The sequence below is a fragment of the Streptomyces sp. H27-H5 genome (genome assembly GCF_026627505.1).
GTDB lineage: Bacteria > Actinomycetota > Actinomycetes > Streptomycetales > Streptomycetaceae > Streptomyces.
This window is the reverse complement of record NZ_JAPNLK010000015.1, coordinates 51,646-78,429: the sequence shown is the minus strand read 5'-3', so window position 1 is coordinate 78,429 and position 26,784 is coordinate 51,646. Positions and strand designations below refer to the sequence as shown.

Genomic DNA, 26,784 nt, shown 5'->3' with positions numbered 1-26,784 from the left:
AGGTCGATTCGGCCGAAGAAATCCGATGCGAAACATCCGCTGTGAAGAATTCCCGCGCTCGCGCGTGACGCATGGAATGCGATGGAATTCCGTCGGGGGAACGGGAAGGGCGAAAGCGATGGCACCCGAGATCGTGGTCATGGGTGGTGGGCCGGCCGGCTCCATTGCCGCGGCGCTGCTGGCCCGCCAGGGCGCGCGCGTGAGACTGCTGGAGCGTGCCCATTTCCCGCGCTACCACATCGGGGAATCCGTGGCGACGTCCTGCCGGTCCATCATCGAGTTGGCCGGCGCGCTGGAGAAGGTGGAAGAACGCGGCTATCAGGTCAAGGAAGGCCTGTTGCTGCGCTGGGGCGCCGAGCGCGACTGGGTCGTCGACTGGCCCGAGATCTTCGGCACCAACGCCCAGACCTCCTGGCAGGTCGACCGCGCGGACTTCGACGACGTCCTGCTGCGCCACGCCGCCTCCCAGGGCGTCGAGGTCATCGAGGGGGCCCAGGCCCGCAAGGTGCTCTTCGAGGACGGCCGCGCGGCGGGCGTCGAGTGGACCCACGAGGGCCGGGAGCACACCACCCGCGCCGACCACGTGATCGACGCGACCGGCCGGGCCGGCCTGTTGTCGGTGCGCCACCTCGACAACCGCACACCCCACGACGTGTTCCGCAACGTGGCCGTCTGGGGCTACTACCAGGGCGGCACGCTGCTGCCGCGCACCCCCCGCGGCGGCATCAACGTCATCTCCGCCCCCGAGGGCTGGTACTGGGTCATCCCGCTCAAGGACGACGTGTACAGCGTCGGCTTCGTGACCCACCAGGACCACTTCCTCAAGCGCAAGCAGGGCCATCCGGCGGGCGCGGCGGGCATGGAGGCCCTGTTCCTGGACGCCGTACAGGAGTCGGAGACCGTGCGCGAGCTGGTGGCGGGCGGCACGTTCCAGCACGACGTGCGCGTCGAGCAGGACTTCTCGTACACGGCGGACAGCTTCTGCGGGCCCGGCTACTTCCTCGCCGGCGACTCCGCGTGCTTCCTGGACCCGCTGCTGTCGACCGGCGTCCACCTCGGCATGTACAGCGGCATGCTCGCGGCCGCGTCGATCACGGCGGTCGACGCGGGCGAGGTGACCGAGGACGAGGCGCTGTCCTTCTACGAGGCGCTCTACCGCAACGCGTACGCCCGCATGTTCTCGATGGTGGCCGGGTTCTACGAGCAGTACCGCGGCAAGTCCACGTACTTCTGGCTTGCCCAGCGCCTCGCCCGCGGCCGCCACCCCGAGCTGATGGCCCGCCGGGAGAGCCCGGCCCCGATGCGCTCCGCGCCGGACAGCGAGGCGTTCGCGGCGCTCACCGCCGGAGTCCTGGACCTCGACGACGCGCAGCGGGCGGGTGGCGCCGGTCCGCTGCCCGCCGACGTCCTGGCCGACCGGATGTCCGGGCAGCACGACATCGGCGGCCACGACACGGCGACGGGGCTGTACCTGACGACCACTCCCCGGCTGGGCATAGGCCGGTCCGGGCGGTCCGCAGAGGCGGCGCGCGCCTGACCCCCGGGGCGGGCCGCCCCTGACCCGCGGGGCGGGCGCGGTGGGCGGGGCCCGGCGGCTCCGCCCACCGCCCTTGGTCACACCGGAAGTTCCTCGCCGATCGCGCCCGCCAGCTCGTGCCGGCTGTGGATGCCGAGCTTGCGGTAGATGCGGCCCAGATGGGTGTCGACGGTGCGCTTGCTGAGGAACAGCTTCTCCGCGACTTCCAGGCTGGAGCTGCCCCGCACCACCAGCTCGGCCACCCGCTGCTCCGCCGGGCTCAGCAGTGTGCGCTCGCGCACCGGTTCGCGCCCTGGCTCGCGACCCGGCCGGGGCCCCGCCTCGCGCACCGGCTGGGGCCGCGGCGCCGCGCCCCGCTGCCGGGGCGCGCCGTCCAGGATCGTGGCCGAGGCGGACTCTTCGCCCAGGGCCCGGTACGAGGCGGCCGCCTGGGCCCGCCAGGTCACGCAGCCGGGGTGGGTGATGCCGCGCAGCGCGAGCCGGTGGCCGCAGTCGAGGAACAGGCGTACGGCGGTGGTGTGGTCGCCGAGGGCCGCGGCGACCGTGCCGTGTGCCTGGAGGGACAGCGCCTTGATGAACGGGTGGGCGTCCCCGGCCGCCGGTTCGGCGGTCAGCAGGACGGCCGCTTCGGCGGCCCGGCCCAGGCCCACGAGGGCGCGTGCCGCGGCCGCGGCGGCCGCGCCGGCCAGGGCGGGGGCGTTCAGCCGGCGGGCGAGGTGCAGCGCGGCCTCGGCGTCGGTGTGCGCGTCGGTGTGCTCGTCCCGGCGGAGGCGGACCTCGCTGCGTACGAGGTGGGCGAGGAGGGTGGTGGCGAGGTCGTCCGACGCGCGCGACGTGCTGATCAGCCGGTCGGCGAGGGCCGCGGCCCCGTCGAGGTCTCCGGTCCAGGTCAGGGCCAGGGCGGCGCCCACCGGGCCGGCCGCCGACCCGGGCGCCGTCCCCTCCGGTGCGGCGGCCGGGCCGGCCGCGACCCGCAGGGCCATCCGGCGCGCGGTGCCGAGCCGGCCGCCGGCGGCGGCGGCCGCTGCGAGCGCCCCGGCGAAGACGTGTGCGGCCGGGTCCCCGGGGTCGGCGGCGGCGAGGCGGGCCGCCCGGCGCAGACCGGAGCGGTGCCCGGTGAGCAGGGTCTGTGCGGTCAGCCGCAGCAGGTGTTCGCGCGGCGGTGCGGGCAGTGCCGCCAGTTCGCCGCAGACCCGGACGAACGGCCGGGCGCCTTCGATGCGGGAGACGAGCGCGGGGGAGGCGAGTCGGGCCAGGGCCTCGGCGCGCCGGACCGGACCCAGCGGGCTGTCGGCCGCGGCCGCGGCCTGCCGGGCGCAGGCGTCGAGATCTCGGTGGAGTTCCACGGCGCCGAGCCGCATCGTCAGGTCAAGAAACGATTCTTCACGTTCCCGGGCCTCCTTCGCCGCGCTCTCGTCGCCGTCCGCCCCGGGCACGCCGCGCTGCTCCAACAGGGTGAGCGCGCCGCAGGTAGCGGGCCGCGGACTCGCGGTCGCCGACCCCGGAGGCCTGGATGCCCGCGCCGCGCAGCACGTCGATCCCCCAGTCGCAGCCCGCCAGGATCAGTTGGTCCGCGGTCTGCCGGGCCGGGGCGCCGAGCCGTGCCAGTACGGCCGCGGCGCGCCCGTGCAGCAGCAGCCGCTCGTGCGCCGACACCCGGGCGAGGACCGCGGGCCGGACCGCCGTGTGCGTGAAGCGGCCGGGCGCCCCGGCTTCCAGGAGCCCGGCCCGTACGAGCGTTTCGCGGGCCTGCTGGTCGTGCACCTCGCCGTGCTTGGAGAGCGCGGCGCACACGGCCGGGTCGGTGTCGGGGCCCAGGACGGCCAACTGCGTGAGCAGTTCACTCGCGCACGGGTCGTCCTCGTCGAGCCAGGCCAGCACGGTCTCCGAGACGGCCTGCGCCCCGATCGGCAGCACCTGCTCGGGGTCGGGCGAGCCGGGCGGCACGTGGGTGCGGCGCAGCCGGGTCACCAGGTCGTGCAGCACGAGCGGGTTTCCGTGCGCGAGGGTGTGGCAGAGCGCTGCCAGCTCCTGGTCGACGGGGCTGTCGAAGGCGCGGTCGACCAGCTCGGTCGTACAGGTCGGACACAGCGGCTCCGGCCACAGCCGCAGCAGGTACGGCAGTGGGCCGAGCTGCTCCGCCACCTGTGCCGCGGCCGAGGCGGGCAGCGTGGCCACCATCAGCACCGGCAGGTCGTCGAGCCGCCGGGCGATGTACGAGAACCAGCGCAGCGAGTGCGGGTCGGCGTTGGTCAGGTCGTCGACGAGGATGGCCACCGGCCGGTCGACGGCGAGGGAGCGGGTGGTCCGCAGGAGGCCCAGCAGGGCCTCGTGGGTGGGACCGGCTTCCCCGAGCCCGGGTCCGGGCGTGCCGTGGCCGCCGGCGCCGCCGAGGACCGGGTCGAACAGCTGACTCACCATGCTGTAGGGGAACTGGCTCTCGCTCGGATGGCAGCGCGCCCGCAGAACCAGGGTTTTGGGGGGGAGCAGCCGGGGCACCGCGTTCAGCAGCGCGGACTTTCCGATTCCGTGAGACCCGTGAATAGTGGCCACGGTCGGGCGTCCCAGGGCGAGTTCACCGACGGCACCCTGAAGGAGGCCCATCTCACGCTCACGGTGGTACAGATCCCCGTTGGGTGAATGCATGGGGTCAATGTTTCACTCCGCAGGGTGCAGATCAAGCCAAATGGCAGTCTGAACAGTCCAGTTGGATGAGGTTCTCGCAGAGAAACCGGATGGTCGAATTCCGCGCAGAGTCGCCTCGCGCCCCGCGCGTGTCCCGGTACGTATGAAACACCGTCGGGTTACGTATTCGATGGTCTTCCTGCGTATCAGGTGAAGCATTTACCCGGGGTCGGCCCCGTGTTTGGGTTGCCGGTGTGATGCCACGTCAGGGCTGATCGCGAGAACCGAGGGGGACAGATGGAAAAGCCGCGCCTCAAGGCCCATTTCCACGTCGAGGTGGTGGAGGGCGAGCGGGTCTTCCTCTACGCGGAGGGCCAGGACTACCTGGTGCCCGGCAAGGCGGCCGCGGCTGTGCTGCCGCACCTGGACGGCCGCAAGACCGTCATGGAGATCGTGCAGGCCCTCGCCGGCACGCTGCCCATCCCCGCCGTACTCGCGGCACTCACCCGCTTCGGCGCCGCCGGGCACCTGGCCGAGGGCCGACCCGGCCTGCCGGAGGCCACCCTCGCGTACTGGGACGCCCTGGGCATCGACCCCGCCCGCACCCTCGACACCGCGCCCGTCACGGTCTCCGCGGCCGCGGGCGTCGACCCCGAGCCGGTCCTCGCGGCGCTGCGCGCGCTCGGACTGGCCGCCCGCACCGGCGACTTCGACACCGTGCCCGAAGAGGGCATCTCCGTCGTCCTCGTCGACGACTACCTCGACCCGGTCCTCGAAGCCCGCAACGAGCGCCAGTTGGCGGCGGCCAAACCGTGGCTGCTGGCCCGCACCGGCGGCATCGCGCCCTGGATCGGCCCGTTCCTCGACCCGGACCACACCGGCTGCTGGACCTGTCTGGCCCAGCGCCTGGCCGGCAACCGCCAGCTGGAGCGCTATCTGGCCGGCAAGCGCGGCGACTCCGTGCCCCGCCACCCGTCCCGCGCGGGCATCGCCGCCGGACCGCTGGCCGCCGCGGGCCTGATCGCCGCCGAGGCCGCCCGGATCGCCGCCACCGGCGAACCCGGCGCCCTGTGCGGGCAGATGGTCACCCTCGACCTCGCCACCCTCACCACCGACCGGCACCCGCTGATCCGCCAGCCCCAGTGCCGTTCCTGCGGCGACCCGACCCTGGTCGGCAACCGCAGCCCCAAGATCGTCCTGACCTCCGGCGACGCCAGTCACACCAGCGACGGCGGCTACCGCGTCAACAGCCCCGAGGCCACCCTCGCCCGCCTGGAGCGGCACATCAGCCCGCACCTCGGCGCCATCACCAAGCTGGTCTCGCACACGCCCGAGTCCAACACGTTGACCTACAGCTACGCCGCGGGCCACAACTTCGCGATGGTCAACGACAGCATGGACCTGCTGCGCCGCAACCTGCGCGGCCAGAGCGGCGGCAAGGGCCGCTCCGAGATCCAGGCCAAGGTGAGCGCCGTCTGCGAGGCCATCGAGCGCTACGCCGGCGTCTGGCGCGGCGACGAGGCCGTGCGGCGCGCCGCCTACCGCGACCTCGACCCCGACACGGTCGTCCACCCCCGCAGCCTGCTGCACTTCTCCGAAGCACAGGTCGCCGGCCGCGACACCTGGAACCAGGACCCCGCCAACCGCCTGCACAAGGTGCCGGACCGGTTCCCCGAGGACGTCGCGATCGACTGGACCAGCGGCTGGTCCCTCACCCACGACGAAGAGCGCCTGATCCCGGCCGCCTACTCCTGGTACGGTCACCCGGACCTCCAGGACCACTTCTTCTGCATCGCCGACTCCAACGGCACCGCCGCCGGCAACTCCCTCGAGGAGGCGATCCTCCAGGGCCTGTGCGAGCTGACCGAGCGCGACGCCGTCGCCGTGTGGTGGTACAACCGGCTGCGCCTCCCGGCCTTCGAGATGGACTCGCTCGAAGACCCGTACGTGGAGCAGCTGCGCACCTACTACGACGCCATGGACCGCGACCTGTGGATGATGGACCTCACCACCGACCTCGGCATGCCGGTGTACGTGGCCGCCTCGCGCCGCCGCCACAGCGTCGAGGACATCATGGTCGGCTTCGGCGCCCACCCGGACCCGCGCGTCGCCGCCTTCCGCGCGCTCACCGAGCTCAACCAGTTCCTGCCGATGATCGAGACCCGCGACGCCGACGGGAACACCTCCTACCTCGTCGGTGACCTGGAGACCCTGACCTGGCTGAAGACGGCCACCGTCGCCGCGGAGCCCTGGCTGCTGCCCGACCCGGAGCTGCCGGCCACCAAGGTCGGCCCGCAGGCCGGGTTCGACCTCGCCGCCCGCATCCGCGAGCAGGTCGAGCGCATCAAGGAGGCCGGCTCCGAGGTCATCGTCGTCGACCAGACGCGCCCCGACCTGGAACTCAACGTCGTCAAGGTGATCGCCCCGGGCCTGCGCCACTTCTGGCGGCGGCTGGGCCCCGGCCGGCTCTACGAGGCCCCGGTCCGCATGGGCCGCCTCGCGGAGCCGACCCCCGAGGCCGACCTGAACACCTGGAACGTCTTCTTCTGAGCCGCCGGACCACCGAGGCAGTGGGCCTCTCCTGATCATCCGTCACCACCGCGGGCTGGGGCACGACCCGGCCCGCGGCCTCATCAGGGCTGGAGCCATGACCAGTACGACCACACTCCCGGGCGAGGCGCCGCCGGCCTCCCCGGCGTCCGGCACGTACACCCTGACCAGCCGACTGCCCCGGGGCGGCGCCTTCCAGAACGGACAGCTCACCACCCGCTTCGGCGCCGTGCGCCTGGACGCCCTCACCCCGGGCGCCGAGGCCGCGCTGCGCGCCTTCGGCGAGGACGACCACGACGAGGCCGCGATCAGCGCGCTCATCGTGGCCCACGACGGCGAAACGGGCCTGCTGCGCTGGCACATACTGCGCTCCCGGCTCGAAGCCGCGGGCCTCCTGGAGCATGCGGTGGCCGGGCCGGACGGCGCTCCCGTCGCCCGCCTGGTGACCGTCGGCCGCGGCGCCACCACCCTCAAGCCCGCCCCGCGCGGCCCCGTACGGCTGAGCCGGCACGCCCTGCTGTCACCCGCCGAGGGCACCCTCGCGCTGCGCGCCCCCGGCAGCCCGCTGGCCGTGGAACTGGGCGCCGGCGCCACCGCGTTGCTCCCGCTGCTGACCACCTGGACGCAAGAGGTCCCGGCCCCGCTGGTGCGGCTGCTCGCCACCGCCGGCGCGCTGGCCCCCGGCGGCCCCGACGCCGACCCGCAGGCCGAGGAGCGCGGCAGCGTCCAGTGGGACCCGATCGACCTCGCCTTCCACGCCCGCACCCGCACACCGGCCTCCGCGCCCGGCTACGGCGGCACCTACCGGCACGCCGACCGCTTCGGCCCCGAGCCGGTCGCGGCCCCCGCCGCCGACGGGCCGCGCGTGGCACTGCCCGTGCCCGACCTCGAAGCGATCGCCGCCCGGGACCTGACCCTCACCGAGGCCATCGAGCAGCGCACCTCCACCCGCGCGCACGACCCCGAGCACCCGCTGACGCTGACCCAACTCGCCGAGCTGCTCTACCGGACCGTCCGCATCCGCGGCACGTTCACCGGCAGCGACGGCCAGGAACTCGCCGACCGCCCGCTGCCCAGCGGCGGAGCCGTGCACGAGCTGGAGGTCTACCCGCTGGTCACGCGCTGCGAGGGGCTGGAGCCGGGGCTGTACCGGTACGCGCCCGACCGGCACGAGCTGGAGTGGGTCAGCGCGCCGGGCCCGGCCACCGCGACCCTGGTCAAGGAGGCCCGCGGCGGCACGATGATGGACGGGGATCCGCAGGTCGTGCTGCTGGTGGCCGCCCGCTTCGGCCGCGTGATGTGGAAGTACGAGACGGTCGCCTACCCGCTGATCCTCAAGCACGTCGGCGTGCTCTACCAGACCGTCTACCTGGTGGCCACCGCGATGGGCCTGGCCGTGTGCGGACTCGGTGGCGGCGACACCAGCGCGTTCGCCGCCGCCACCGGCCGGGACCCGCTGCTGGAGGGCACCGTCGGCGAGCTCGTCCTGGGCAGCCGCCCGGCCGGGCCGGCCACAACCGCCACTGCCGCCACTGCCGCCACCGGAGCCTCCGCCGCTGCGGCCCCGGCCGCCGAGCGCGCCACCGAACCCGCCACAGCGGGCTTCTGACCCGGCAAGGGGGGAACACCACCATGAAGTTCCGCTACCAGGCGCTGCAGCGCAAGCGGGAGCCGGACGAGCTCGACGCCGCCGTCATGCTCGCGGCCCCGCGCGGCTGGATCGCCGTCTTCGTCGTGCTCATCGTGATGGTCGGGGCCTGTGTGTGGGCGGTGCTCGCCCGGCTCGACGTCACCGTCGACGCCCCGGGCGTCCTGACCCACCCCGGCGGCACCAGCCAGGTGCAGAGCCCGTACACCGGCATGGCACAGGATCTGCTGGTCCGCCCCGCCGACGAGGTCCGCGCCGGGCAGCCCGTCGCCCGCCTCGCCGATCGGGACGGGAAGATCCAGACGATCACCAGCCCGTTCGCCGGCAAGGTCATCAGCGCCACGCTCACCACCGGCCAGTTCGTCCCGGCCGGCGCCACCGTCGCCACCGTCGAACGCACCGACCTCCCCGGCGACCGTCTCGTCGCGCTCGTCTTCGTGCCCGCCGACCGGGCCGCCCGCCTGGTGCCCGGCCGCCCCGTGGACCTGAACGTGTCGACCGCGCCCCCGGCCGTGTACGGCCTGCTGCGCGGCACGGTCACCCGTGTCGACCCGTACCCGCTGACCCGCGAGGGCCTCGCGGCGATCGCCGGCGGCGAACTGGCGGCCCAGAGCTTCCAGCAGGACCAGGCGCCGCGTCTGGTGACCGTCGACCTGATCCCCGCATCGGGCTCCGCCTCCGGCTACGCCTGGAGCTCCGCCAAGCCTCCGCCCATCCGGCTCAGCTCGCAGACCTCCGTGTCCGCCTCCATAGAGCTGCGCACCCAGTCGCCGTTCGACCTGGTGCTGGGGCGCTGACCGGCGCCGACGCCGCTGACGCCGAGACATCCGACGCCAAGTGAGGAAACGGCAGCCATGAGCGACACGAAGACCCGACCCCCCGTGGCCGCCTCCCGCCGGGACGCCCGACGCACCAAACGCACCGCGGCCCGGGGCCGCCGCTGGGCCCGGCGCCGCGCGCACCGGGTGCCCACCGTCCTGCAGATGGAATCGGTGGAGTGCGGCGCGGCCAGTCTGTCGATGATCCTCTCCCACTACGGGCGCCACGTCCCGCTGGAGGAGCTGCGCGCCCTGTGCGGCGTCTCCCGGGACGGGGCCCGCGCGAGTTCCGTGCTGGCCGCGGCCCGCTCGTTCGGGCTCGTCGCCAAGGGCTTCCAGGCGGAGACCGACCAGTTGGAGGAGAAGCTCCGCAACGGGCCGGTCATCATCTTCTGGGCGTTCCAGCACTTCATGGTGGTCGAGGGCATCACCACCCGGTTCGGACGCACCCGGGTCGCCGTCAACGACCCGGCCGGCGGCCCCCGCCTGATGGAGTGGTCCGCCTTCGACTCCGGGTACACCGGCATCGTCCTCACCTTCGAACGCGGCCCCGACTTCACGCCCGGCGGCCGCCGCAGCAGCACCGCCGCCGCCCTCCTGGACCGCCGTCTGCCGTCCGGGCGCGCCCTGCCCCTGGTCCTGCTGGCCAGCCTGCTGCTGGTGGTGCCGGGCATCGTCGGCGCCGCCTACTCGCGGGTCTTCCTCGACCGGGTGCTCGTCTCGGATTCGCCCACGGCCGTGCTGCCGCTGGTCCTGGCGATGTCCGTCACCGCCCTGATGGTCTTCGTCCTCACCTCCGTGCAGCAGCACTACCTGCTGCGCATGGAGATCCGTACCGGACTGGTGGCGTCGGCGCGCTTCTTCCGCCATCTGCTGCGGCTGCCCATCGAGTTCTTCCTGCAGCGCCGCCCGGCCGAGGTCGCCCGACGCGTCGCGAGCAACGACACCGTCGCGATGATCCTCTCGCGCGACCTCGCCGCCACCACCATCAACCTCGTGCTCGTCGTCTTCTACGGCGCCCTGATGGTCCGCTACGACATCCTGCTCGGCCTGCTGGGCCTGGCCACCGCCGGCTTCAACGTGCTGGTCCTGCAACTGGTCTCGCGCTCCCGCAAGGACGCCGTGGACGCGCTGCGCGCCGACCGCGGCAACCTGATCGGCACCACCTTCGCGACCCTGTCCACCATCGAGTCCGTCAAGGCGACCGGCGCCGAGCCCGACGCCTTCACCCGCTGGGCCGGCTTCCTCGCCAAGGTCACCACCGCCCAGCAGCGACTCGGACAGACCACCGCGGTGCTGACGGTCCTGCCGCCCCTGCTGGCCGTCGTCAACATCGGCGTCATGCTGCTCGTCGGCGGCCTGCGGGTGGCCGACGGCACCCTCAGCGTCGGCATCCTCGTCACCTTCCAGACCCTGCTGGCGTCCCTCAGCCGCCCCGTCACCCAGCTCACCAACCTGGGCAGCAGGCTCCAGGAGATGAACGCCGACCTCAAGCGCATCCACGACGTGGAGAAGTACCCGCAGGCCCGGAGCTTCCAGCCCGGCGCATCCGGGACGGACGGCCTGACGGACGACGCCCCCGCCGGCCGGCCCGGCGTACCGGCCAACCGGCTCGACGGCGAACTCACCCTGGACGAGGTCACCTTCGGCTACGGCCCGCTCTCCGACCCCGTCGTCACCGCGCTCAGCCTCACTGTCACCCCCGGTTCCCGCACGGCGATCGTCGGTGGCTCCGGCAGCGGCAAGTCCACCGTGGGCCGCCTCGTGACCGGCCTGTACGAGCCGCGCTCGGGGCAGATCCTCATCAGCGGACAGCCCCGCGAGGAGATCCCCCGTACCGTCCTCGCCGCCTCCATGGCCTACGTCGACCAGGACATCGCGCTCTTCGCCGGCACGGTCCGCGACAACCTGACCCTGTGGGACGACACCGTGCCCGACGAGGTCGTCCTCGCCGCCCTCCAGGACGCCGCCGTCTTCGACGAGGTCATGTCCCGGCCCGGCGGCATCAACGCCAGGGTGTGCGAACAGGGCAGCAACTTCAGCGGCGGCCAGCGCCAGCGCCTCGAACTCGCCCGCGCGCTCGCCTCCCGCCCCACCCTGCTCGTCCTCGACGAGGCCACCAGCGCACTCGACCCGGCAACCGAGCGCACCGTCATGGACAACCTGCGCCGCCGCGGCTGCGCCTGCCTGATCATCGCCCACCGGCTGTCGGCCGTCCGCGACGCCGACGAGATCATCGTGCTCGACCGGGGCGTCATCGCCGAACGCGGCACGCACGACGAACTGCTGACCGCCCGGGGCCGCTACGCCGCCCTGTTCGACTCCAGCCGCTCCGAGGAGAAGGACACCCTGTGAGCACTCCCTCCGCCGCGGCCGCCCCCGCCCGGACCTTCTGCCTCGACGACCCCACCACCCTGCTGTACGTGGAATCCGGCGCGGCCGACCTGTTCGCCGTGGACCGCGGACCAGGCGGCGGCGACGGCGAGGAGCACGGCCGGCGCTACTTCCTGTGCCGCGCCGAGGCCGGCATGCTCGTGGTGTGCGGCACCGGCGGCGCGAGCCGCCACACCGTCATCGCCCGGCCCGTGCTCGACGCCCGGCTCACCCGGCTGCCACTGTCCCTCCTCGACCAGATCCGCCAGGGCCGGGCCACGCTGCCCCGGTCGGCGGGCGACCGTCCCGCCGCGCTCGACCACGCCCGGCTCCTCGCCGGCCTCACCGCCGGGCTCACCGCCCTCGCCGCCGCGCTCCCCGGCGCCCTCGCGCCCCGCCAGTTCACGTCCCTGAGCACCACCGACGGCACCGAACTCGACAAGGGCGACGTGGCCCGCTCCGTCGACGGGGTGCAGTTCGTCCGCGTGGAATCCGGCCTCCTCGACCCGGGCGACCCGGCCGCCGAGGGCGCCGCCGCAGGGCTCGACGGGGAGGAGGACACCAGTGCACTGGAGCCCGTCGGCCCCGGCGCCGAGCTGGTCCTGACCGAGCAGGACTGGGTCCGGGCCCGCGGCGCCGCCCGCCTCACCAGCGCCTCCCTCCTCTCCGTCTACCGGGAGGGCCGGCTGACGGACACGCTGACCGAGCACTCCGCCCGGCTGCGTACCACCGTCGACCACCGCATCGCCGTCCAGCGGGCCCGTGAGCGCGCCGAACTCGCCGCGCGCCGCGCCCAGGACGGCAAGGTCCTGTCGTCCGCCGTCCGCACCTTCGACGCGGTCCTGCACGACACCGGCACACGCCTGAAGCTCGCGGACGTCGCCGACGACGAGCCGATGCTCGCCGCGGTCCGGCTGGTCGCCTCCCGGCAGGGCTTCTCGGTCCGCCCCCCGGTCCGAAGCCCCGGCCCGGGCCGCCGCAGCGCCGCCGAAGACCTGCGGGCCATCGCCCTCGCCTCCGGCTTCCGCACCCGGGGCATCCGGCTGGAGGACCGCTGGTGGACCCGGGACGTGGGGCCGGTGCTCGGCTATCACGTCACGGGCCGGCCCGTCGCGCTGCTGCCCCTCGGCCACGGCTACGTCCTCGTCGACGACGGCCGGGTCTCCGTGCTCAACGCCGAGACGGCCGCCCGGCTGCGCCCCGCCGCCGTCGTGCTGTACCGGCCGCTGCCCGAGGCCGTGCGCGACGTCCCCAGCCTGCTGAGGTTCGGCCTTTCGCCCTCCCTGGGGCACGGCCGGGACCTGGTCCGGCTCGCGCTCACCGGCGTACTCGTCGCCCTGGTCGGTCTGATCATCCCGGTCATGACCGGCAAGGTGCTCGGCGAGTTCGTGGCGGACGCCAACCGGAACCTGATCGTGCAGGGGTCCCTGGTCGTCATCGGCTCGGGCCTGGTGACCGCCGCGCTGTCCGTCGTACAGAACTTCGCCGTCCTACGGCTGGAGAGCCGCACCGGCGCCGCCATGCAGGCCGGGCTGTGGAACCGGCTGCTGTCCCTGCCGGCCGCGTTCTTCACCCGCTACTCCACCGGTGAACTGGGCACCACCGTGCTCGGTGTCACCGCGGCCCAGGAACTCCTGTCCGGGATGCTCACCACGGCCACGCTGGCCCTGCTGACCGGCCTCGCCAACCTGGCCCTCGTCTTCTGGTACGACCTGACCCTGGCCCTGGTCGCCGCCGGTCTCACGGCCGTCGGCGTGCTGTTCGCCGCGGCGGCCGGGCGGCTCCAACTGCGTTGGGCACGCCGCGAGTACACGCACGAGCAGGCGATGTCCGCGATGGTCTTCCAGATGCTCACCGCCATGCCGAAGCTGCGGGTGGCCGCCGCCGAGGAGCGGGCCTTCGCCGAGTGGACCCGGCTGGCCGCCCGCGGCCACGCCCTGTCCGCCCGCGTCCGCCGCGTACAGAACAGCGTCACGACCTTCAACGCCGGCTTCCCGCTGGTGTGTTCGGCGGTCGTCTTCGGGGTGACCGCGGGCCCCCTGCACGGGGAGGTCCCGCTCGCCGCCTTCCTGCCGTTCTTCGCGGCCTTCAACCTGCTGCTCTCGGCGGGCCTGCAGTTCACCGCCTCCGCCGTGACCGCCGTCGGCACCGTTCCGATGCTGGAGCGGCTGAAGCCCATCCTCGAAGCGGAGCCGGAGAACGACGGCACCAAGGTCGACCCCGGCGACCTGTCCGGCCGGATCGCCGTCTCTCACCTGTCGTTCCGCTACGGCCAGGACGGCCCACTCGTCCTCGACGACGTCAGCCTCACCGTGATGCCGGGCGAGTTCATCGCCGTCGTCGGCGCTTCCGGCAGCGGCAAGTCCACCCTGCTGCGGCTGCTGCTCGGCTTCGAGACCCCCATGTCCGGCAGCCTGCTGTACGACGGCCAGGACCTCGCCGAGCTGGATGTCTCCGCGGTCCGCCGGCAGTGCGGAGTGGTGCTGCAGAACGGCGCGCTCCAGGCCGGCGACATCCTCGCCAACATCGTCGGCTCCGGCGGCCACACCCTCGACGACGCCTGGGCGGCCGCCGAGATGACGGGCCTGGCCGACGACATCCGGGCCATGCCGATGAGCATGAACACCGTGCTCTCCGAGGGCACCAACACCCTCTCCGGCGGCCAGCGCCAGCGCCTCATGATCGCCCGCGCCCTGGTGGCCCGGCCGCGCCTGGTCTTCTTCGACGAGGCGACCAGTGCCCTCGACAATCCCACGCAGGGACTGGTCGCCGAGAGCACGCGCCGCCTGAACGCCACCCGGATCGTCATCGCGCACCGGCTGTCCACCGTGGTCGACGCGGACCGCATCGTGGTCATGGACCGGGGCCGGGTCGTCCAGCAGGGCACGTACGAAGAGCTCATGGCGGACGCGGACGGACTCTTCGCCCGGCTGGCGGGCCCGCAGATGTCCGACGCCGCGAACAGGCCCTGAGCAGCCGTAATGTGACGGATTGTGAGATCGCGCGGCGGTCGTGGGCGGGAGGTGCGATGCGCCCCCGCCCGACCGCTCACGGCATCCGCCGTCAGGTGAGATGATCCTCCCGCAAACGATGCGCCCCACGACCAACCCGCCTGCTGCGCACATGGCGTGCGGACGGGTACGACCGATCCACCGAATAGGGGAACCCACCCATGTCACAAGGTCCGAAGACAGCCGTCACCAACCTGAACGTGCTGCTGCCCGTGGCGTACGCGCTGGCCGTCGTCGTCGCCGCGAGCCTCGCCTCCGGCACGGTCGCCACCGCCGTCGCCGTGGGCGGCGGGGTGCTGCTGGGCCTCTGGTTCGCCTTCGGCCGCCGCCGCACCACCCGCGGCTGACACGGCTGACGGCCGCATTTCAGGATCCGCACCTCTTTCGGCTTCCGAGGTGCGGGTGGCGGCGGAGGGCCGGTGCCGGCCTGTGTGGATCACCATCCGGCGTGCCCCGGCCCGGGGCACGCCGGCGGCGCGTGTCAGCGGGCGAGAAGGTCGTCCCGGGCGCTGACCGCCGTCTCGAAGGTGGTCAGGGCGCGGGCCCACACCCCGTCCCGGTCCGCCAGGCGCGCCAGTTGCGGGGCGAGTTCGGCGGAGAAGGCGATGGTGGCCTCGAGGGGCAGGAGGGACGGGAGGTTGTCGATGGCGATCAGGTCGAGGGGGGCGCCGCCCGCGGCGAGGGCGCGTACCGGCTCCTCCCACGTGGTGGTCTCGTCGTACACCGGCAGCACGTTGCAGTCGGAGGTGACGTCGCAGGTGACGTCGGAGACGAGGGAGAGGCGCCGGCCCGGGTCGTCGAGGTCGCCCTTGGTGAGGAACGGCGGGACGGGCGTGGTGGTGAGGACGGTGTTGACCATCAGGTCGTGGCCGAGGAGCGCGGCGCGGTCGATCTCGCGGGTCTCGGCGAGGTCCCAGCGGGTCGGCTCGATGCCGGCGGTGGTCAACGCGTCACAGGCGCCGCGTCCGCTGCGGCCGAGCGCGCCGATGACGAGTGCCGTGCCGTCCGGGTCGGCCGCGCCGGTACCGGGGGCTCCTGCGCCGGAGGCCAACAGCGCGTCGAGGGCGGGGCGGTCGGTCGGGCGCAGGGGCGCGGTGAGCAGGCCGCGGCGGTGCAGGACGGCGAGGGCGGCTCCGACGTACCCGGCCCAGTAGCCGAACGCCGCGACACGGCGGCCGGCCTCGTCGATGAGGTACTCCATGTCGAGCAGGGCGCCCCCGCCGGCGGTGAAGCGGGCGAGCAACTCGGCCGCGCCGACCTGGCCCTTGTAGGCGTGGCCGAAGTAGATGTGCCGGTGGCGCAGGACCGGGGCGCCGGGGCCGGCGGGGAGTTCCTTCAGGCCGAGGACGTACGCGTCGTCGGGGGCCGTGAGCCAGGAGTCGGTGGGTGCGGTGTCGCAGCCGGCGGCGGCGTAGTCGGCGAGGGGGAACACGCGCTGGTCCGAGGCCTCGACGGTGATCCGGAGGCCGGCCCCGACGAGCCGGCCGGCGTCGGAGGGGGTGAGGGGGGCGCGGCGCTCGGTGGGGCGGGACTCGTGCCGCATCCAGAGGTGCGGGGTCTTCGACATGAGGGGTCATTCCTGTCTGGGGGCGTGCGGTTGGCAGACGCCCGGCCGTGGTGCGTGCCGGGCTGTACGGTCCCCACCGGTGCCGCCGGCGCCACCGCTGTCACGGGTGTCTCCGGTGCCGCCTGTCCCCCGTCCCGGCTCGGCCTGCGGCGCCCGCAACGCGCCACCCGGTCGGATCCGTTCCCGCCGGCGCATCGGCCCCGGCCGCTTCGGTGTTCGCGGTGCGGGATGAGGTACGGGATCCGGGGCGGGCCCCGTGGGCGGGTCAGAGGTGGGGGATGCGGGCATTGGCCAGGGGGCGGTAGGTCGGGGTGTCCGTGGACGACAAGCCTGCCGTGCGGAGTTCCGTCACGATGGCGGCGGCGAGGGCCGAGGCGAGCGCCTCTCCCGGGCAGCGGTGGGACGACGCACCGAAGGTGAAGATCATCGGATTCACTCGTCCGGGTGATAGTGCGTGTGGATCCGGGTTGACGGCCGGGTCGCGGTTCGCGGCGGCGAGGAGGACCAGGATCTGCTGCCCGCTCTCCACCGCACGGCCGTCGTGGACGAAGGGCGCGGCGGCGAAACGGCGGGTGTTCTGGATCGGGGCGTCGTACCGGGCCACCTCCCGCACCAGTGCCCCGATGTCGGAGCCGTCCGCTCCCCGGGCCAGGGCGACCAGGGTGTTGCCCACCAGTCCGGCGGTGGCGTCGTAGGTCTGGGACAGGAAGCCGACGGCGTTGGACAGCAGTGGCGCCAGGTACGGCCAGGACGCCCGGTCGGCGGCGCGGACCAACTCCCCGAGGAGCCCGTCGTTGTCGCCGACGAGGCCGGGCCGCAGCAGTTCGCGGACCCGATCGGCTGCCGCCGCGGCGGCCCGCTGTTGTGCGGGGGTCGCGGAGGCCGGTATGCACTGGACGAAGTCGGCGATCGCGCGGGCCGCCTCCCGGTCCGCTCCGTCCGTCAGGCCGGTCAGCGCCGCCACGACCCGGGCCGGGACCCCGAACATCAGCTCCTCCCACGGGACCGCGCCGCCGGCCGCCAGCGCCTCCCGGGTGAACCGGGCGGCCAGTCGGGCCGCGTACGCGGTGTCGGCCCGGGCCAGTGCGTCGGCCACCACCGTCTTCAGGCGGCCCTGGACCGTGCCGTCCGTCATGCGGACCAGGTCCGCGAAGACCTCGCCCGCCGGGGTCCCGACGATCCCCCGCGGGACCGGCTCGGCCGGCGGTCGCACCCGCAGCGCGTCGCTGCCCAGTACGGCGCGCACGGCGGCGGCGTCGGCGGCGACCCACACCCCGAGCTCCTCGTCGTGGGCGAAGGGGCGTTCGGCCACCAGGCGGGCGTAGTACGGGTAGGGGTCCGGCAGTCGGACCGCGTCGATCGGCGTGGTGGCGGTCACCTCACGCCCCCCGGCCGTCGAATCCGGATGGCGGGGCGTCGGGATGCGGGGCGCCGGGGGGCGCGGGTGTGGCGGCCGGGGTCAGGAGTGCGTTGGCCTCGGCGTACGGGATGGCGTCCGCGCCGAAGTCGAACGTGCCGGACTCGGCGATCTCCCGCGCGGCTCGGGTGAACGCCCCCAGCGCCGCGCGGGACAGGGCGGATCCGGTACTGATCCGGCGGACGCCGAGGGCACCGAGTTCGGCGACGGACAGGGAGAGGGCGCCGCCCATGAGGACGTTCACGGGCCGGTCCACGGCGGAGCAGACGGCACGGATCGCTTCGGCGTCGGGGAGGGCCGGGGCGTAGAGGACGTGGGCGCCGGCGGCCTCGTACGCCTGGAGGCGGCGGATCGTGTCATCGAGGTCGGGGCGGCCCTGGAAGAAGTTCTCCGCGCGGGCGGTGACCGTGAAGGGGAAGTCCAGTTCCTTTGCCGCCTCCACGGCGGCGGCCACCCGTTCCACCGCCTCGTCGAGCGGTCGCACGGGGTCCTCGTCGCGGCCCGTGGAGTCCTCGATGGAGCCGCCGACCAGGCCGGCGGCCGCGGCGAGGCGGATGGTCTCGGCGATGTCCTCGGGCCGTTCCCCGAAGCCGCTCTCCAGGTCGGCGGTGACCGGCAGGCCACTGGCCTCGACGATCACGGCCGCGTTGGCGAGGAGTTCGGCGCGGCTGACCTGGTTCGTACCGTCGGGACGGCCGAGGCTGTGGGCCAGGCCGGCGCCGGTGGTGGCGAGTGCCGCGAAGCCGAGGCCGGCCAGGATGCGTGCGGTGCCCGCGTCCCAGGGGTTGGGGACGACGAACGGCCGGTCGGCGGCGTGCAGGTCCCGGAACGTGACGGCCCGCGCGTGTCGGGTGGCTGCGGTGGTGCGGTTCATGGGGTCCTCTGGGGTGTCCGTCGTCCGGTGGTCGGATCGGTCCAACGTACCGACCGAACGGGCGAGTTGCTCTGTGGATCGCTCCCGCGCGTCGCTCAGAGCGCGAAGCCGAGGGCGAAGGCGCCGACGACCGGCGCCATGTAGATGACCGGGAAGGGGATGTGTGCGTACGAACGGGCCTTGATCACGGTGATGACGGCGCCGAGGTAGTACAGCACCAGGCCGATGCCGGCCGCGATGCCGACGACGGGGAGGAAGATGCCGACGACGAGACCGATCGCGCCCAGGGCCTTGGCCGCGCCGAGGGGCGTCCACCAGGCCTGGGGCACGCGGTACTCGTTCATGGCTTCGACGACCCACGTGGCCCGCGAGAGCAGCGAGTAGCCCGAGAAGCCCGACATGGCGGCGGCGAGGACGGCGACGATGGTGGCGGCGGTGTTCATCGGGAAGCTCCTTCTCGGATGGTCGCCCCTGCGGCGACCTCACCCCCTTGACCCGCCGGGTGCCGCCCGTGTGACAGGTGTCGGGAAAAAGTTTTCACTTCGTCGAGGGCGCGCCCCCGGGGAGCGGTTCGACGCGCCGTCTGCGGGACACGGCCACGCCGGCCAGGCAGATCGCGCCGCCGAGCAGGGTCAGCCATCCGGGGACTTCGTCGAGGGCGATCCAGGCGATGAGCACCACGACGGCCGGCACCGCGTAGGTGGTCGCGCCCATCTTCCCGGCGGTGGTCCGCGACAGGGCGTACGTCCACGTGGTGAAGGCCAGCGCGGTCGGGAAGAGCCCCAGGTAGACCATGTTGAGGGTGGCGGTGAGCGGGGCGTAGGCCAGTTGCTCGACGAGTTGACCGATGAACGGCAGGGTCACGGCGGTACCGACGAAGCAGCCGTACGTCGTCACCTGGAGCGGGGTCGCATGGGTCCGCCCGGTCCCGCTCAGGAGCGGTGGGCGGGGGCGGTGAGCAGGCTCCGCAGGCGGGCCGCGTAGGCGCGGGGGCGGGCGGTGTTGCCGTTGTGGCCGCCCGGGAAGGTGCATATCGCGGTGTCGAGGAGGTCCGCGAGGGCGGTCGCGCAGCGGTGGTCGAAGACCGATGCCGACGTGGTCGCGCCGATGGCCGGGACGATCCGGGTCGTGGTGCGGGCGAGCGCGGCGAGGTCGAGGGTGTCCTCGATGATCGCCGAGAAGTCGTGCTCGACGAAGTAGTCGAAGTTGGCGCGGCGTCGGTCGTCCAGAGGCTCGGGGGTCACATCCGGTTCGATCTCCTGGCGGGTCGGGTCGATGCCGAGGACCCGGGCGATCTCCGGGAGCGCGACGCCGAGTCCGGACGCGCGGTAGATCTCCTGTAACCCGGCCAACTCCGCCTCGTGATCGGCCCGGTCGGCGGCCGGCAGCAGGCGCGGGGCGACCGGCTCGTGGGCGATGAGGGTGCCCACTTGGCCCGGGTGTCGGGCGGCCAGGTGGAGGCCGATGGTCGCACCGAGGCTGCAACCCAACATCAGGGCGGGTTCGTCGGTGACGGCGGACAGCAGCCGGTGTACGTCCTCGGCGTGCTCGGCCAGGGTGGTCGTCCGGCCCGGTTCGTCGAGCCTGCTGCGGGAGAGGCCCCGTCGGTCGTATGTCAGGACGGTGAAGGCGTCATCGAGGTGCGACACCAGGTCCACGGTGCGATCGGCGTCCCCCTCGCCGCTCTGGGAGATCAACAACAGTGGTCCGGATCCTCGGAGTCGGTAGTGAAGGGTGCAGCCGGGAGCCGCGAGGGTGGCGGACAGGGCGGACATGGTGACTCCTCTGCGTTGATCGGCACGGACCTTTGTCCGCTGCTCTGCGATCAGCCTAATCCATCGGAACAGATACATCAAGAGAGATGCATCTTTCTTGATGTATCTGCCGTGATGTATTCTGGCACGGTGGATGGAATCGAACTGTTCCTGCTGGGCAGGGCCTTGATGAAGCTCGGCGAGGAAGCCCTGCCCGAGCCCCCGGGCGGATCCGGTCAGTACGCCGGCAGTACCCGCTCGGTGGTGATCGTGGCGGGGGACATCGCCGCGCATCCGGACACCACCGTCGGCGAGACCGCGCAGCGCACGGGCCTGCCGCAGAGCCAGGTGTCGGGTGCCGTGGCCCGACTGCGCGAGGTGGGATCGGTGGAGACCGCGCCCGATCCGGCCGACCGCCGGCGCACGCTCGTACGCCGGTCCCCCGAGGTCTCCGCGCGCGTGGCCACCGTGCGGGCCGCCGGTGCCTCCAAGGTCGAGGAAGCCCTCGCCCGGGCGCTCGGCGAGGCGGAGGCGGAACGGCTGCCGGCGGTCACCGAGGCCCTGGAGGTACTGGCCCGCCACCTGGTCCGCCCCTGAGGACGGCGCCGGCGCCGCTCACGCCACGGGCGCCGGCCTCACCCCGCCGGCCACACCCCCGCCGGCAGGAACCACGCCGTCGAGGACGTCGCCTCACCCCGTCGGTGCGGACCGCCCCGCCCGGGCCGTGAACGCCGCCAGGTCCTCCGCGATCGCCCGGGACACCGCGTCCCGCTGTTCGTTCAGGTAGAAGTGGCCGCCGGGGAAGCCGCGGAAGGTGAAGGCCCCTGCGGTCACCTCCCGCCAGGCCATGGCCTCGGGCACGCCGACCCGGGGGTCGGACTCGCCGGTCAACACGCTCACCGGGGTGCGCAGCACCGGTCCGGGCACGTGTCGATGCGTCTCGACGGCGCGGTAGTCGCCGCGCAGCGCCGGCAGGATCAGCTCGCGGAAGTCCGGATCGGCCAGGAGTCTGGCGTCGGTGCCCGCGAGTTCGCTCACCAGGGCGATCAGCGCGTCGTCGTCCTGCGGGTGGACGCCCTCGGAGCGCTCGATCAGCGGGGAGCGTCGCCCGGACACGATCAGACCGCGCGCGGGCGTGCCGGCGTGCTCCAGGCGGCGCGTCACCTCGTAGCCGATGAGTGCGCCCATGCTGTGCCCGAACAGCACCAACGGCCGTTCCCGCCACGGCATCAGAGCTTCCAGCAGCCCGTCGGCCATCGCGGCGATGTTGCCCGGAACCGGCTCGCCGATGCGCTCCTGGCGCCCGGGGTACTGGGCGACGAGCACCTCGGCGCAGGGGGCCAGGGCCGCGGAGAACGGGTGGTAGTAGGCGGCGCTGCCGCCCGCGTGCGGAAGGAACACGAGGGTCGGCGCGGGACCGGAAGGCGGCCCTGGGTGGAACCGGCGCAGCCAGGGCGAACCGGTCCAGCGGTCGAAGAAGACGGGAGCAGAGGGGGGAGTCGTCATCGCCGGTCCTCGGAGTCGTTCGTCAGCAGCAGCTTCTTCTGCGGCTTGCCCATGGCGTTGCGCGGGATGGCGGTCACGAAGCGGACCTCGCGGGGGCGTTTGTGCACCGACAGGTGCGCGGCAACGAAGTCGGTGAGTTCCGTGCCGGTGACGCCCTGCGCGACGACGAAGGCCACGATCCGTTGGCCGAGGTCGGTGTCCGGCAGTCCGACGACGGCCGCCTCGCTGACCCGGGGGTGGTCGAGGAGGGCGTTCTCGATCTCGCCCGCGCCGATGCGGTACCCGCCGGACTTGATCAGGTCGATGGAGGCCCGGCCCACGATGCGGTGAACGCCGTCGGTCTCGTCGACGGCGGCGATGTCGCCGGTGCGGAACCATCCGTCCTCGGTGTACGCGGCGGCCGTCGCCTCGGGGCGGCCCAGGTATCCGGAGAACAAAGTCGGTCCGGTGAGCTGGAGTTCGCCGATCTCGGCGCCCGGTTCGGCGGCGATACGGGTGCGGATGCCGCGCACCGGGGTGCCGACCGTACCGGGGCGGACCTCTCCGCCGGCCCGGCCGCTGACGGTGATCAGGGTCTCGGTCATTCCGTAGCGCTCCACCGGGCGCAGGCCGGTCAGGGCCTCCAGGACCCGGAACACCGGCGCGGGCAGGGCGGCGCTGCCGGAGACGAGGAGCCGGGCGCGGGAGAGCGCGGCGGCCTCGGCCGGGGACCCGGCGATCCGGGACCATACGGTGGGGACGCCGAAGTACAGGCTGCCGGCGGCCTGCGCGTACGCCTCGGGGGTGGGGCGGCCGGTGTGGACGAGCCGGCTGCCGGTGCGCAGGGCGCCGAGGACCCCGAGGACGAGTCCGTGTACGTGGAAGAGGGGCAGGCCGTGCACGAGGGTGTCCTCGGCGGTCCACTGCCAGGCTTCGGCGAGGGCGTCGAGGTCGGCGGCGATCGCGGCGGCCGTGAGGACCACGCCCTTGGGGGGACCGGTGGTCCCGGACGTGTAGAGGACCAGGGCGGGGTCGGTCGCCCCGGCCGCGGGCGTGGCGGGGGTGTCGGCGCGACGGGTGTAGTCCACGTCGAGGAGCGCGGCGCCGGAGTCCCGGAGGATGTGCTCGCGTTCGGCGGGGCCGGCGTCGGGGGGCAGGGGTACGAGGGGGACCCCGGCCAGCAGCGCGCCCACGGTGGCGGCGACGGTCTCCAGGGAGGCGGTGGCCGTCACGGCGACGGCCGGTGCGCCGCCGGCGGTGATGTCGCGGGCCACGGCGGAGGCCGCGCCGAGCAGTTCCTCGTAGGAGGTGGCGCGGCCGGCGACGGTGAGGGCGTCGGGGCGGTCTCCGTACACGCCGTCCAGTGCGGTGAGCACGCGGCAGCTCCCTGGTGATCCGATGGGTGGTGGCAGGGTCAGGCTACGGGCCCGAGCGCGGTGCGGTGCGGCGCACCGCGGGTGGGCTCAGATCACGCCTTGGGCCAGCATCGCGTCGGCGACCCGCTCGAAGCCGGCGATGTTCGCGCCCGTCACGTAGTCGCCGGGCGCGCCGTAGCGTTCGGCCGTTTCGTGGGCGACGGCGTGGATCGAGCGCATGATGCCCGCCAGCTCGTCCTCGACGCGCTCCGCGCTCCAGGAGGCCCGACCGGCGTTCTGTGCCATCTCCAGGGCGCTCACGGCGACTCCGCCCGCGTTCGCGGCCTTGCCGGGACCGAAGGCCACGCCCGCCTGCTGGAGGACCCGCACGCCCTCCGGGGTGGTGGGCATGTTGGCGCCCTCGGAGACCGCCTGGACCCCGCCGCGCACCAGCGTCAGCGCGTCCGCCTCCGTCAGTTCGTTCTGGGTGGCCGACGGGAAGGCGACGTCCGCCGGGACCTCCCAGACCCGGCCGCCGGGGACGAAGCGGGCCGAGGCGCCACGACGCTGGGCGTACTCGCTGACCCGGCCGCGTTCGACCTCCTTGATCTGGCGCAGCAGCTCCAGGTCGATGCCCTTCTCGTCGACGACGTAGCCCTGTGAGTCGGAGGCGGTGACGGGGTTGGCGCCGAGCTGCCGGAGCTTCTCGATCGTGTACAGGGCGACGTTGCCGGAGCCGGAGACCACGGCGGTCAGGCCGTCCAGGGAGGCGCCCTTCACGGCGAGCATCTCGGCGGCGAACAGCACGCTGCCGTATCCGGTGGCCTGGGGGCGGATCAGGGAGCCGCCCCAGCCCTGGCCCTTGCCGGTGAGCACGCCGGCTTCCCAGCGGTTGGTGATGCGCCGGTACTGGCCGAACAGGAAACCGATCTCGCGGCCGCCGACGCCGATGTCACCCGCGGGGACGTCGGTGTGCTCGCCGATGTGGCGGTGGAGTTCGGTCATGAACGACTGACAGAAGCGCATGACCTCGGCGTCGGACTTGCCGTGCGGGTCGAAGTCGCTGCCGCCCTTGCCGCCGCCGATGCCGAGACCGGTCAGGGCGTTCTTGAAGACCTGCTCGAAGCCGAGGAACTTCACCACGCCGATGTCCACCGACGGGTGGAAGCGCAGGCCGCCCTTGTACGGGCCCAGCGCGCTGTTGAACTCCACCCGGAAGCCGCGGTTGACGTGGACGCGGCCCCGGTCGTCCTGCCACGGCACGCGGAAGAGGATCTGCCGCTCGGGTTCGGTCAGCCGCTCGACCAGAGCCACCGCCGGGTCGGCGTACTCGGGTCGGGCGGCGAACACCGGGGCCAGGGTCTCCAGTACCTCGCGTACGGCCTGGTGGAACTCGGGCTGGGCGGGATTGCGGCGCTCGATGTCCGCCCGGAGCGCGTCCAGCCTGTCCTTGTGGTCCTTCACGAAAGTGATCCTCTCGGGAGTCGCAGGTGGCCGTGCGGGGCCGGGAGCCGGAGCGTACCCCGCGTCCGGAGGAGGTCAGGCAGGGGTTGAGCTGATCGGACAAGTCCTCGGGGCCGCGGGAATTGCCTGGGGCAGGCTGTGGCGTGGACCGTATGATCGGCCCCACATCGGACGGGCCACACGACCGGGGGGCTTGCGTGGAAGCGGTACGGTACGCGTCGCTGATCGCGGCGACGATCACGGTGGGGCTGATGAGCGGTCTCTTCTACGGGTTCTCCGTGTCCGTCATGCCGGCTCTCAAGCGCGGTGACGACCGGATCGTCATCGAGGTGATGCAGCGCGTCAACGTCGCCATCCTCAACGGCTGGTTCCTGCTGGGCTACCTCGGCGCCCTGGTCTTCACCGGGCTGGCGCTGGGCCTGCACGTGGTGGACGGCCCCGGTGGCGCGCTGGTGCCGCTGATCGCGGCGTTCGTCTGCTACGTCCTGGCGATGGTCGTGACCGGTGGGGTGAACATTCCGCTGAACAACGCGTTGGAGAAGGCCGGCCCGGTCGATCGAATCGCCGACCCGGCCGCCGTTCGCCGCGCGTTCGAGAGCCCGTGGGTACGGGCCAACGTGTGGCGCACACTGCTCTGCACGGCGAGCGCCGGGTTCCTGGCCTGGGCGCTGCTCGTCCAGGGCGCCTGACGGCCGGGCGTCGGCGCTTGACGAGCGATCGTCGAGCGCCGGTCGCCCCTCGCACCTCGAACCCCACACCAGAGGCTCTGACCGTCGCCCGGCGCGTCAGCGCGTGGTGGCCCGGCCGTACAGGATCAGCGCGCGGGAGAGCGCGGTGAGCGCGGCCGTGCACAGCACGGTGCGGATGATGTTCGTGGTGACCCAGGTGCCCTTGAACTCGTCCACGATCGAGAGGTCGGTCAGTTTCGCCACGTCGCCACCGGCGGCCAGGTCGTTGTTCAGCGGGATGTTCACCGCGAAGGTGACGACCAGGACGACGAGGTAGGCGACGGCCGCCGAAGCGACCCACAGGGCGGTGCCGCGCCGGCCCGCGCGGAACTCGACGATCGCGGAGGCCACGGCGGCCACCAGGGCGAGCAGGAACACGGTGACGAAGAGGCCGCTGCCGTCGATCGCCGCGTTGAAGGAGCGCATGGCGCTCACGTACGTACGGTCGTCGCCGGCCGCGAGGCCGGGCATCACCGAGACGTCGAAGGCGAAGAACAGGCCGGCCATCAGGCCCACGAGCACGGTCGAGAGCGCGAGAAGTGCCGTGGACACGCGTGTCGCGCCGGCCGGATTCTGTGTCATGGGAGCAGATCCTGGCACTCGACTCCCTTGACCACCACGCTTTTTGACGGCCTGAGACGGTGCGATGACGAGGCCCCGGGGCGGCGGCCCGCCCCGTCAGGAGAGCGCGCTGGGCTTCCTGGGTGGCGGGACGGCTCTGAGGAGTTCCCACAGGGGTCGGGAGCCGGCGGCCCATTGGGCGAGGAGGTGGCGGTCGACGAGGTGGAGGTGCTGGGACTTGGCGAAGGCGAGCGCGGGTCCGGAGAAGCGGCCGTTGGTGAGCATGACCAGGACATCGCCGCCGTGGACCTGGCGGCCGGTGCCGTTGAGGACCTGGAGGTCCGGGGTGCCGACCGCGGAGCCGGACCAGCCGGCCTTGCGGTGCTTGCACTGGATCACCCAGCGGCGGCCGTAGGGGTCGGTGGCTTTCACGTCCGCGCCGTTGTCGCCCCGTCCGCCGACCTTCTGGGCGTCGGCGCAGCCGTCGCGGTGCATGAGGTCCCGTACGGCGAACTCGAAGTCGTCGTAGTGGAGGCCGTCGAGGTGCTCGACGGCGTAGCGCAGCCCCCGGGACCGCACTTGTTCCCATCGGGCCGCCTCCTGGCGCCGTCGCAGCCAGAGCCATCCGACGCCGACCGCTGTGACCAGGATCAGGATCAGCACCCACGGGTGGGCGGCCAGCCATGACAGGAGGGCCATGACCAGGCTGAAGGCGACCACGGCCGCCAGGCCGCCGAGCAGCCACAGCCCGTTCGGGTGGCCGCTCCTGCGCCGCCGTGCGCTGCCACCCCGCTTGCGCCGCCTCGCGGGCGGGCGACGGGTCACCGACCGCTCGCCGTGTCGGGGAAGACGATCGGATACGAGACCGTCGGCTCCGGCCGAGGTGTCGGCCGGTTCTCCCACGCCGGCCACTTGATCGGATACATCGGTTGGACGGACGTCGATCGCGGTTGTGGTCGGGGTAACCCCTGCCGTGGCTCCGCGTCCGCCCCGGCCGTGGTGGGGCTGTTGCCGAGG

Annotated in this window: 21 protein-coding genes and 1 pseudogene; 9 read left to right on the top strand and 13 right to left on the bottom strand. The window is 73.3% G+C overall.

The features are described 5' to 3' along the window. Nucleotides 1-118: 118 nt before the first annotated feature. A complete protein-coding gene (locus OTB19_RS09935; protein ID WP_267797680.1) occupies nt 119-1,537 on the top strand; it encodes an NAD(P)/FAD-dependent oxidoreductase in 1,419 nt (472 codons plus the stop codon). 77 nt (nt 1,538-1,614) lie between these two features. Here OTB19_RS09935 and OTB19_RS09930 read toward each other — a convergent pair whose 3' ends face one another. Beyond that, nucleotides 1,615-2,973, bottom strand: coding sequence for a helix-turn-helix transcriptional regulator (locus tag OTB19_RS09930; protein ID WP_267797679.1), 1,359 nt, complete (start codon nt 2,971-2,973; stop codon nt 1,615-1,617). Further along, nucleotides 2,921-4,183, bottom strand: a complete 1,263-nt coding sequence (locus OTB19_RS09925) for an AAA family ATPase (protein WP_267797678.1) — start codon at nt 4,181-4,183, stop codon at nt 2,921-2,923. Before OTB19_RS09925 ends, OTB19_RS09930 begins: the two co-directional genes overlap by 53 nt. Nucleotides 4,184-4,459: 276 nt before the next feature. Here OTB19_RS09925 and OTB19_RS09920 point away from each other — a divergent pair, with 276 nt between their 5' ends. The 6 genes from OTB19_RS09920 to OTB19_RS09895 all read left to right on the top strand — a co-directional run bounded on the left by OTB19_RS09920 (nt 4,460) and on the right by OTB19_RS09895 (nt 14,909). After that, entirely contained in the window at nt 4,460-6,712 is a 2,253-nt protein-coding gene (locus OTB19_RS09920) for a TOMM precursor leader peptide-binding protein (protein WP_267797677.1), read from the top strand. Nucleotides 6,713-6,809: 97 nt separating this feature from the next. After that, nucleotides 6,810-8,321: a SagB family peptide dehydrogenase gene (locus OTB19_RS09915; RefSeq protein WP_267797676.1), complete on the top strand. Its 1,512-nt coding sequence runs from the start codon at nt 6,810-6,812 to the stop codon at nt 8,319-8,321. A gap of 23 nt (nt 8,322-8,344) precedes the next feature. Then, a complete protein-coding gene (locus OTB19_RS09910; RefSeq protein ID WP_267797675.1) occupies nt 8,345-9,157 on the top strand; it encodes an HlyD family efflux transporter periplasmic adaptor subunit in 813 nt (270 codons plus the stop codon). A gap of 57 nt (nt 9,158-9,214) precedes the next feature. Beyond that, a complete protein-coding gene (locus OTB19_RS09905; RefSeq protein ID WP_267797674.1) occupies nt 9,215-11,533 on the top strand; it encodes an NHLP family bacteriocin export ABC transporter peptidase/permease/ATPase subunit in 2,319 nt (772 codons plus the stop codon). Continuing rightward, complete coding sequence (locus OTB19_RS09900; RefSeq protein WP_267797673.1) at nt 11,530-14,523, top strand: NHLP bacteriocin export ABC transporter permease/ATPase subunit; 2,994 nt, start codon at nt 11,530-11,532, stop codon at nt 14,521-14,523. The genes OTB19_RS09905 and OTB19_RS09900 overlap by 4 nt, the downstream gene beginning before the upstream one ends. Before the next feature lie 200 nt (nt 14,524-14,723). Next, complete coding sequence (locus OTB19_RS09895) at nt 14,724-14,909, top strand: hypothetical protein (protein WP_267797672.1); 186 nt, start codon at nt 14,724-14,726, stop codon at nt 14,907-14,909. A 134-nt stretch (nt 14,910-15,043) separates the two neighbouring features. Here the strand turns inward: OTB19_RS09895 and OTB19_RS09890 are convergent, their stop codons facing one another. The 6 genes and pseudogenes from OTB19_RS09890 to OTB19_RS09865 all read right to left on the bottom strand — a co-directional run bounded on the left by OTB19_RS09890 (nt 15,044) and on the right by OTB19_RS09865 (nt 20,195). After that, entirely contained in the window at nt 15,044-16,129 is a 1,086-nt protein-coding gene (locus tag OTB19_RS09890) for a saccharopine dehydrogenase (protein ID WP_267797671.1), read from the bottom strand. A 265-nt stretch (nt 16,130-16,394) separates the two neighbouring features. Next, the gene (locus OTB19_RS09885) at nt 16,395-17,507 is read right to left on the bottom strand and encodes a cytochrome P450 (RefSeq protein WP_267797670.1); all 1,113 of its coding nucleotides are present in this window, start codon (nt 17,505-17,507) and stop codon (nt 16,395-16,397) included. Between the two features lies 1 nt (nt 17,508). Further along, nucleotides 17,509-18,420, bottom strand: a complete 912-nt coding sequence (locus OTB19_RS09880; RefSeq protein ID WP_267797669.1) for an isocitrate lyase/PEP mutase family protein — start codon at nt 18,418-18,420, stop codon at nt 17,509-17,511. A 95-nt stretch (nt 18,421-18,515) separates the two neighbouring features. Further along, nucleotides 18,516-18,863: a DoxX family protein gene (locus OTB19_RS09875; RefSeq protein ID WP_267797668.1), complete on the bottom strand. Its 348-nt coding sequence runs from the start codon at nt 18,861-18,863 to the stop codon at nt 18,516-18,518. 94 nt (nt 18,864-18,957) lie between these two features. After that, nucleotides 18,958-19,335 (bottom strand): annotated as a pseudogene (locus tag OTB19_RS09870) (DMT family transporter); the annotation flags it as partial. A 17-nt stretch (nt 19,336-19,352) separates the two neighbouring features. Continuing rightward, nucleotides 19,353-20,195 carry an alpha/beta fold hydrolase gene (locus tag OTB19_RS09865; protein WP_267797667.1) on the bottom strand — a complete coding sequence of 281 codons (843 nt, stop codon included), beginning with the start codon at nt 20,193-20,195 and terminating at the stop codon, nt 19,353-19,355. A 168-nt stretch (nt 20,196-20,363) separates the two neighbouring features. Here OTB19_RS09865 and OTB19_RS09860 point away from each other — a divergent pair, with 168 nt between their 5' ends. Beyond that, nucleotides 20,364-20,771, top strand: coding sequence for a MarR family winged helix-turn-helix transcriptional regulator (locus OTB19_RS09860; RefSeq protein WP_267797722.1), 408 nt, complete (start codon nt 20,364-20,366; stop codon nt 20,769-20,771). 93 nt (nt 20,772-20,864) lie between these two features. Here the strand turns inward: OTB19_RS09860 and OTB19_RS09855 are convergent, their stop codons facing one another. From OTB19_RS09855 to gdhA, 3 genes are all read right to left on the bottom strand, one after another. Beyond that, a complete protein-coding gene (locus tag OTB19_RS09855) occupies nt 20,865-21,680 on the bottom strand; it encodes a thioesterase II family protein (protein WP_267797666.1) in 816 nt (271 codons plus the stop codon). Then, the gene (locus tag OTB19_RS09850) at nt 21,677-23,035 is read right to left on the bottom strand and encodes an AMP-binding protein (RefSeq protein WP_267797665.1); all 1,359 of its coding nucleotides are present in this window, start codon (nt 23,033-23,035) and stop codon (nt 21,677-21,679) included. The genes OTB19_RS09855 and OTB19_RS09850 overlap by 4 nt, the downstream gene beginning before the upstream one ends. 87 nt (nt 23,036-23,122) lie before the next feature. Then, nucleotides 23,123-24,478, bottom strand: coding sequence for an NADP-specific glutamate dehydrogenase (gene gdhA / locus OTB19_RS09845; protein WP_267797664.1), 1,356 nt, complete (start codon nt 24,476-24,478; stop codon nt 23,123-23,125). A 197-nt stretch (nt 24,479-24,675) separates the two neighbouring features. Between gdhA and OTB19_RS09840 the strand changes: the two genes are divergently transcribed. Next, nucleotides 24,676-25,167, top strand: a complete 492-nt coding sequence (locus OTB19_RS09840) for a DUF1772 domain-containing protein (protein WP_267797663.1) — start codon at nt 24,676-24,678, stop codon at nt 25,165-25,167. 96 nt (nt 25,168-25,263) lie between these two features. On the opposite strand, the gene OTB19_RS09835 is transcribed toward OTB19_RS09840, so the two are convergent. Beyond that, nucleotides 25,264-25,788 (bottom strand): DUF1772 domain-containing protein, encoded by a 525-nt coding sequence (locus OTB19_RS09835; RefSeq protein ID WP_267797662.1) that lies wholly within the window; start codon nt 25,786-25,788, stop codon nt 25,264-25,266. A 96-nt stretch (nt 25,789-25,884) separates the two neighbouring features. After that, nucleotides 25,885-26,592 carry a restriction endonuclease gene (locus tag OTB19_RS09830; RefSeq protein WP_267797661.1) on the bottom strand — a complete coding sequence of 236 codons (708 nt, stop codon included), beginning with the start codon at nt 26,590-26,592 and terminating at the stop codon, nt 25,885-25,887. Nucleotides 26,593-26,784 lie beyond the last annotated feature (192 nt).

Coding starts and splice junctions, on each gene's coding strand:
- OTB19_RS09915 (WP_267797676.1), top strand. CDS start 6,810: ATGACCAGTACGACCACACTCCCGGGCGAGGCGCCGCCGGCCTCCCCG.
- OTB19_RS09925 (WP_267797678.1), bottom strand. CDS start 4,183: ATGCATTCACCCAACGGGGATCTGTACCACCGTGAGCGTGAGATGGGC.
- OTB19_RS09875 (WP_267797668.1), bottom strand. CDS start 18,863: ATGAACACCGCCGCCACCATCGTCGCCGTCCTCGCCGCCGCCATGTCG.
- OTB19_RS09835 (WP_267797662.1), bottom strand. CDS start 25,788: ATGACACAGAATCCGGCCGGCGCGACACGCGTGTCCACGGCACTTCTC.
- OTB19_RS09855 (WP_267797666.1), bottom strand. CDS start 21,680: ATGACGACTCCCCCCTCTGCTCCCGTCTTCTTCGACCGCTGGACCGGT.
- OTB19_RS09910 (WP_267797675.1), top strand. CDS start 8,345: ATGAAGTTCCGCTACCAGGCGCTGCAGCGCAAGCGGGAGCCGGACGAG.
- OTB19_RS09905 (WP_267797674.1), top strand. CDS start 9,215: ATGAGCGACACGAAGACCCGACCCCCCGTGGCCGCCTCCCGCCGGGAC.
- OTB19_RS09865 (WP_267797667.1), bottom strand. CDS start 20,195: ATGTCCGCCCTGTCCGCCACCCTCGCGGCTCCCGGCTGCACCCTTCAC.
- OTB19_RS09920 (WP_267797677.1), top strand. CDS start 4,460: ATGGAAAAGCCGCGCCTCAAGGCCCATTTCCACGTCGAGGTGGTGGAG.
- OTB19_RS09890 (WP_267797671.1), bottom strand. CDS start 16,129: ATGTCGAAGACCCCGCACCTCTGGATGCGGCACGAGTCCCGCCCCACC.
- OTB19_RS09860 (WP_267797722.1), top strand. CDS start 20,364: ATGAAGCTCGGCGAGGAAGCCCTGCCCGAGCCCCCGGGCGGATCCGGT.
- OTB19_RS09895 (WP_267797672.1), top strand. CDS start 14,724: ATGTCACAAGGTCCGAAGACAGCCGTCACCAACCTGAACGTGCTGCTG.
- OTB19_RS09935 (WP_267797680.1), top strand. CDS start 119: ATGGCACCCGAGATCGTGGTCATGGGTGGTGGGCCGGCCGGCTCCATT.
- OTB19_RS09880 (WP_267797669.1), bottom strand. CDS start 18,420: ATGAACCGCACCACCGCAGCCACCCGACACGCGCGGGCCGTCACGTTC.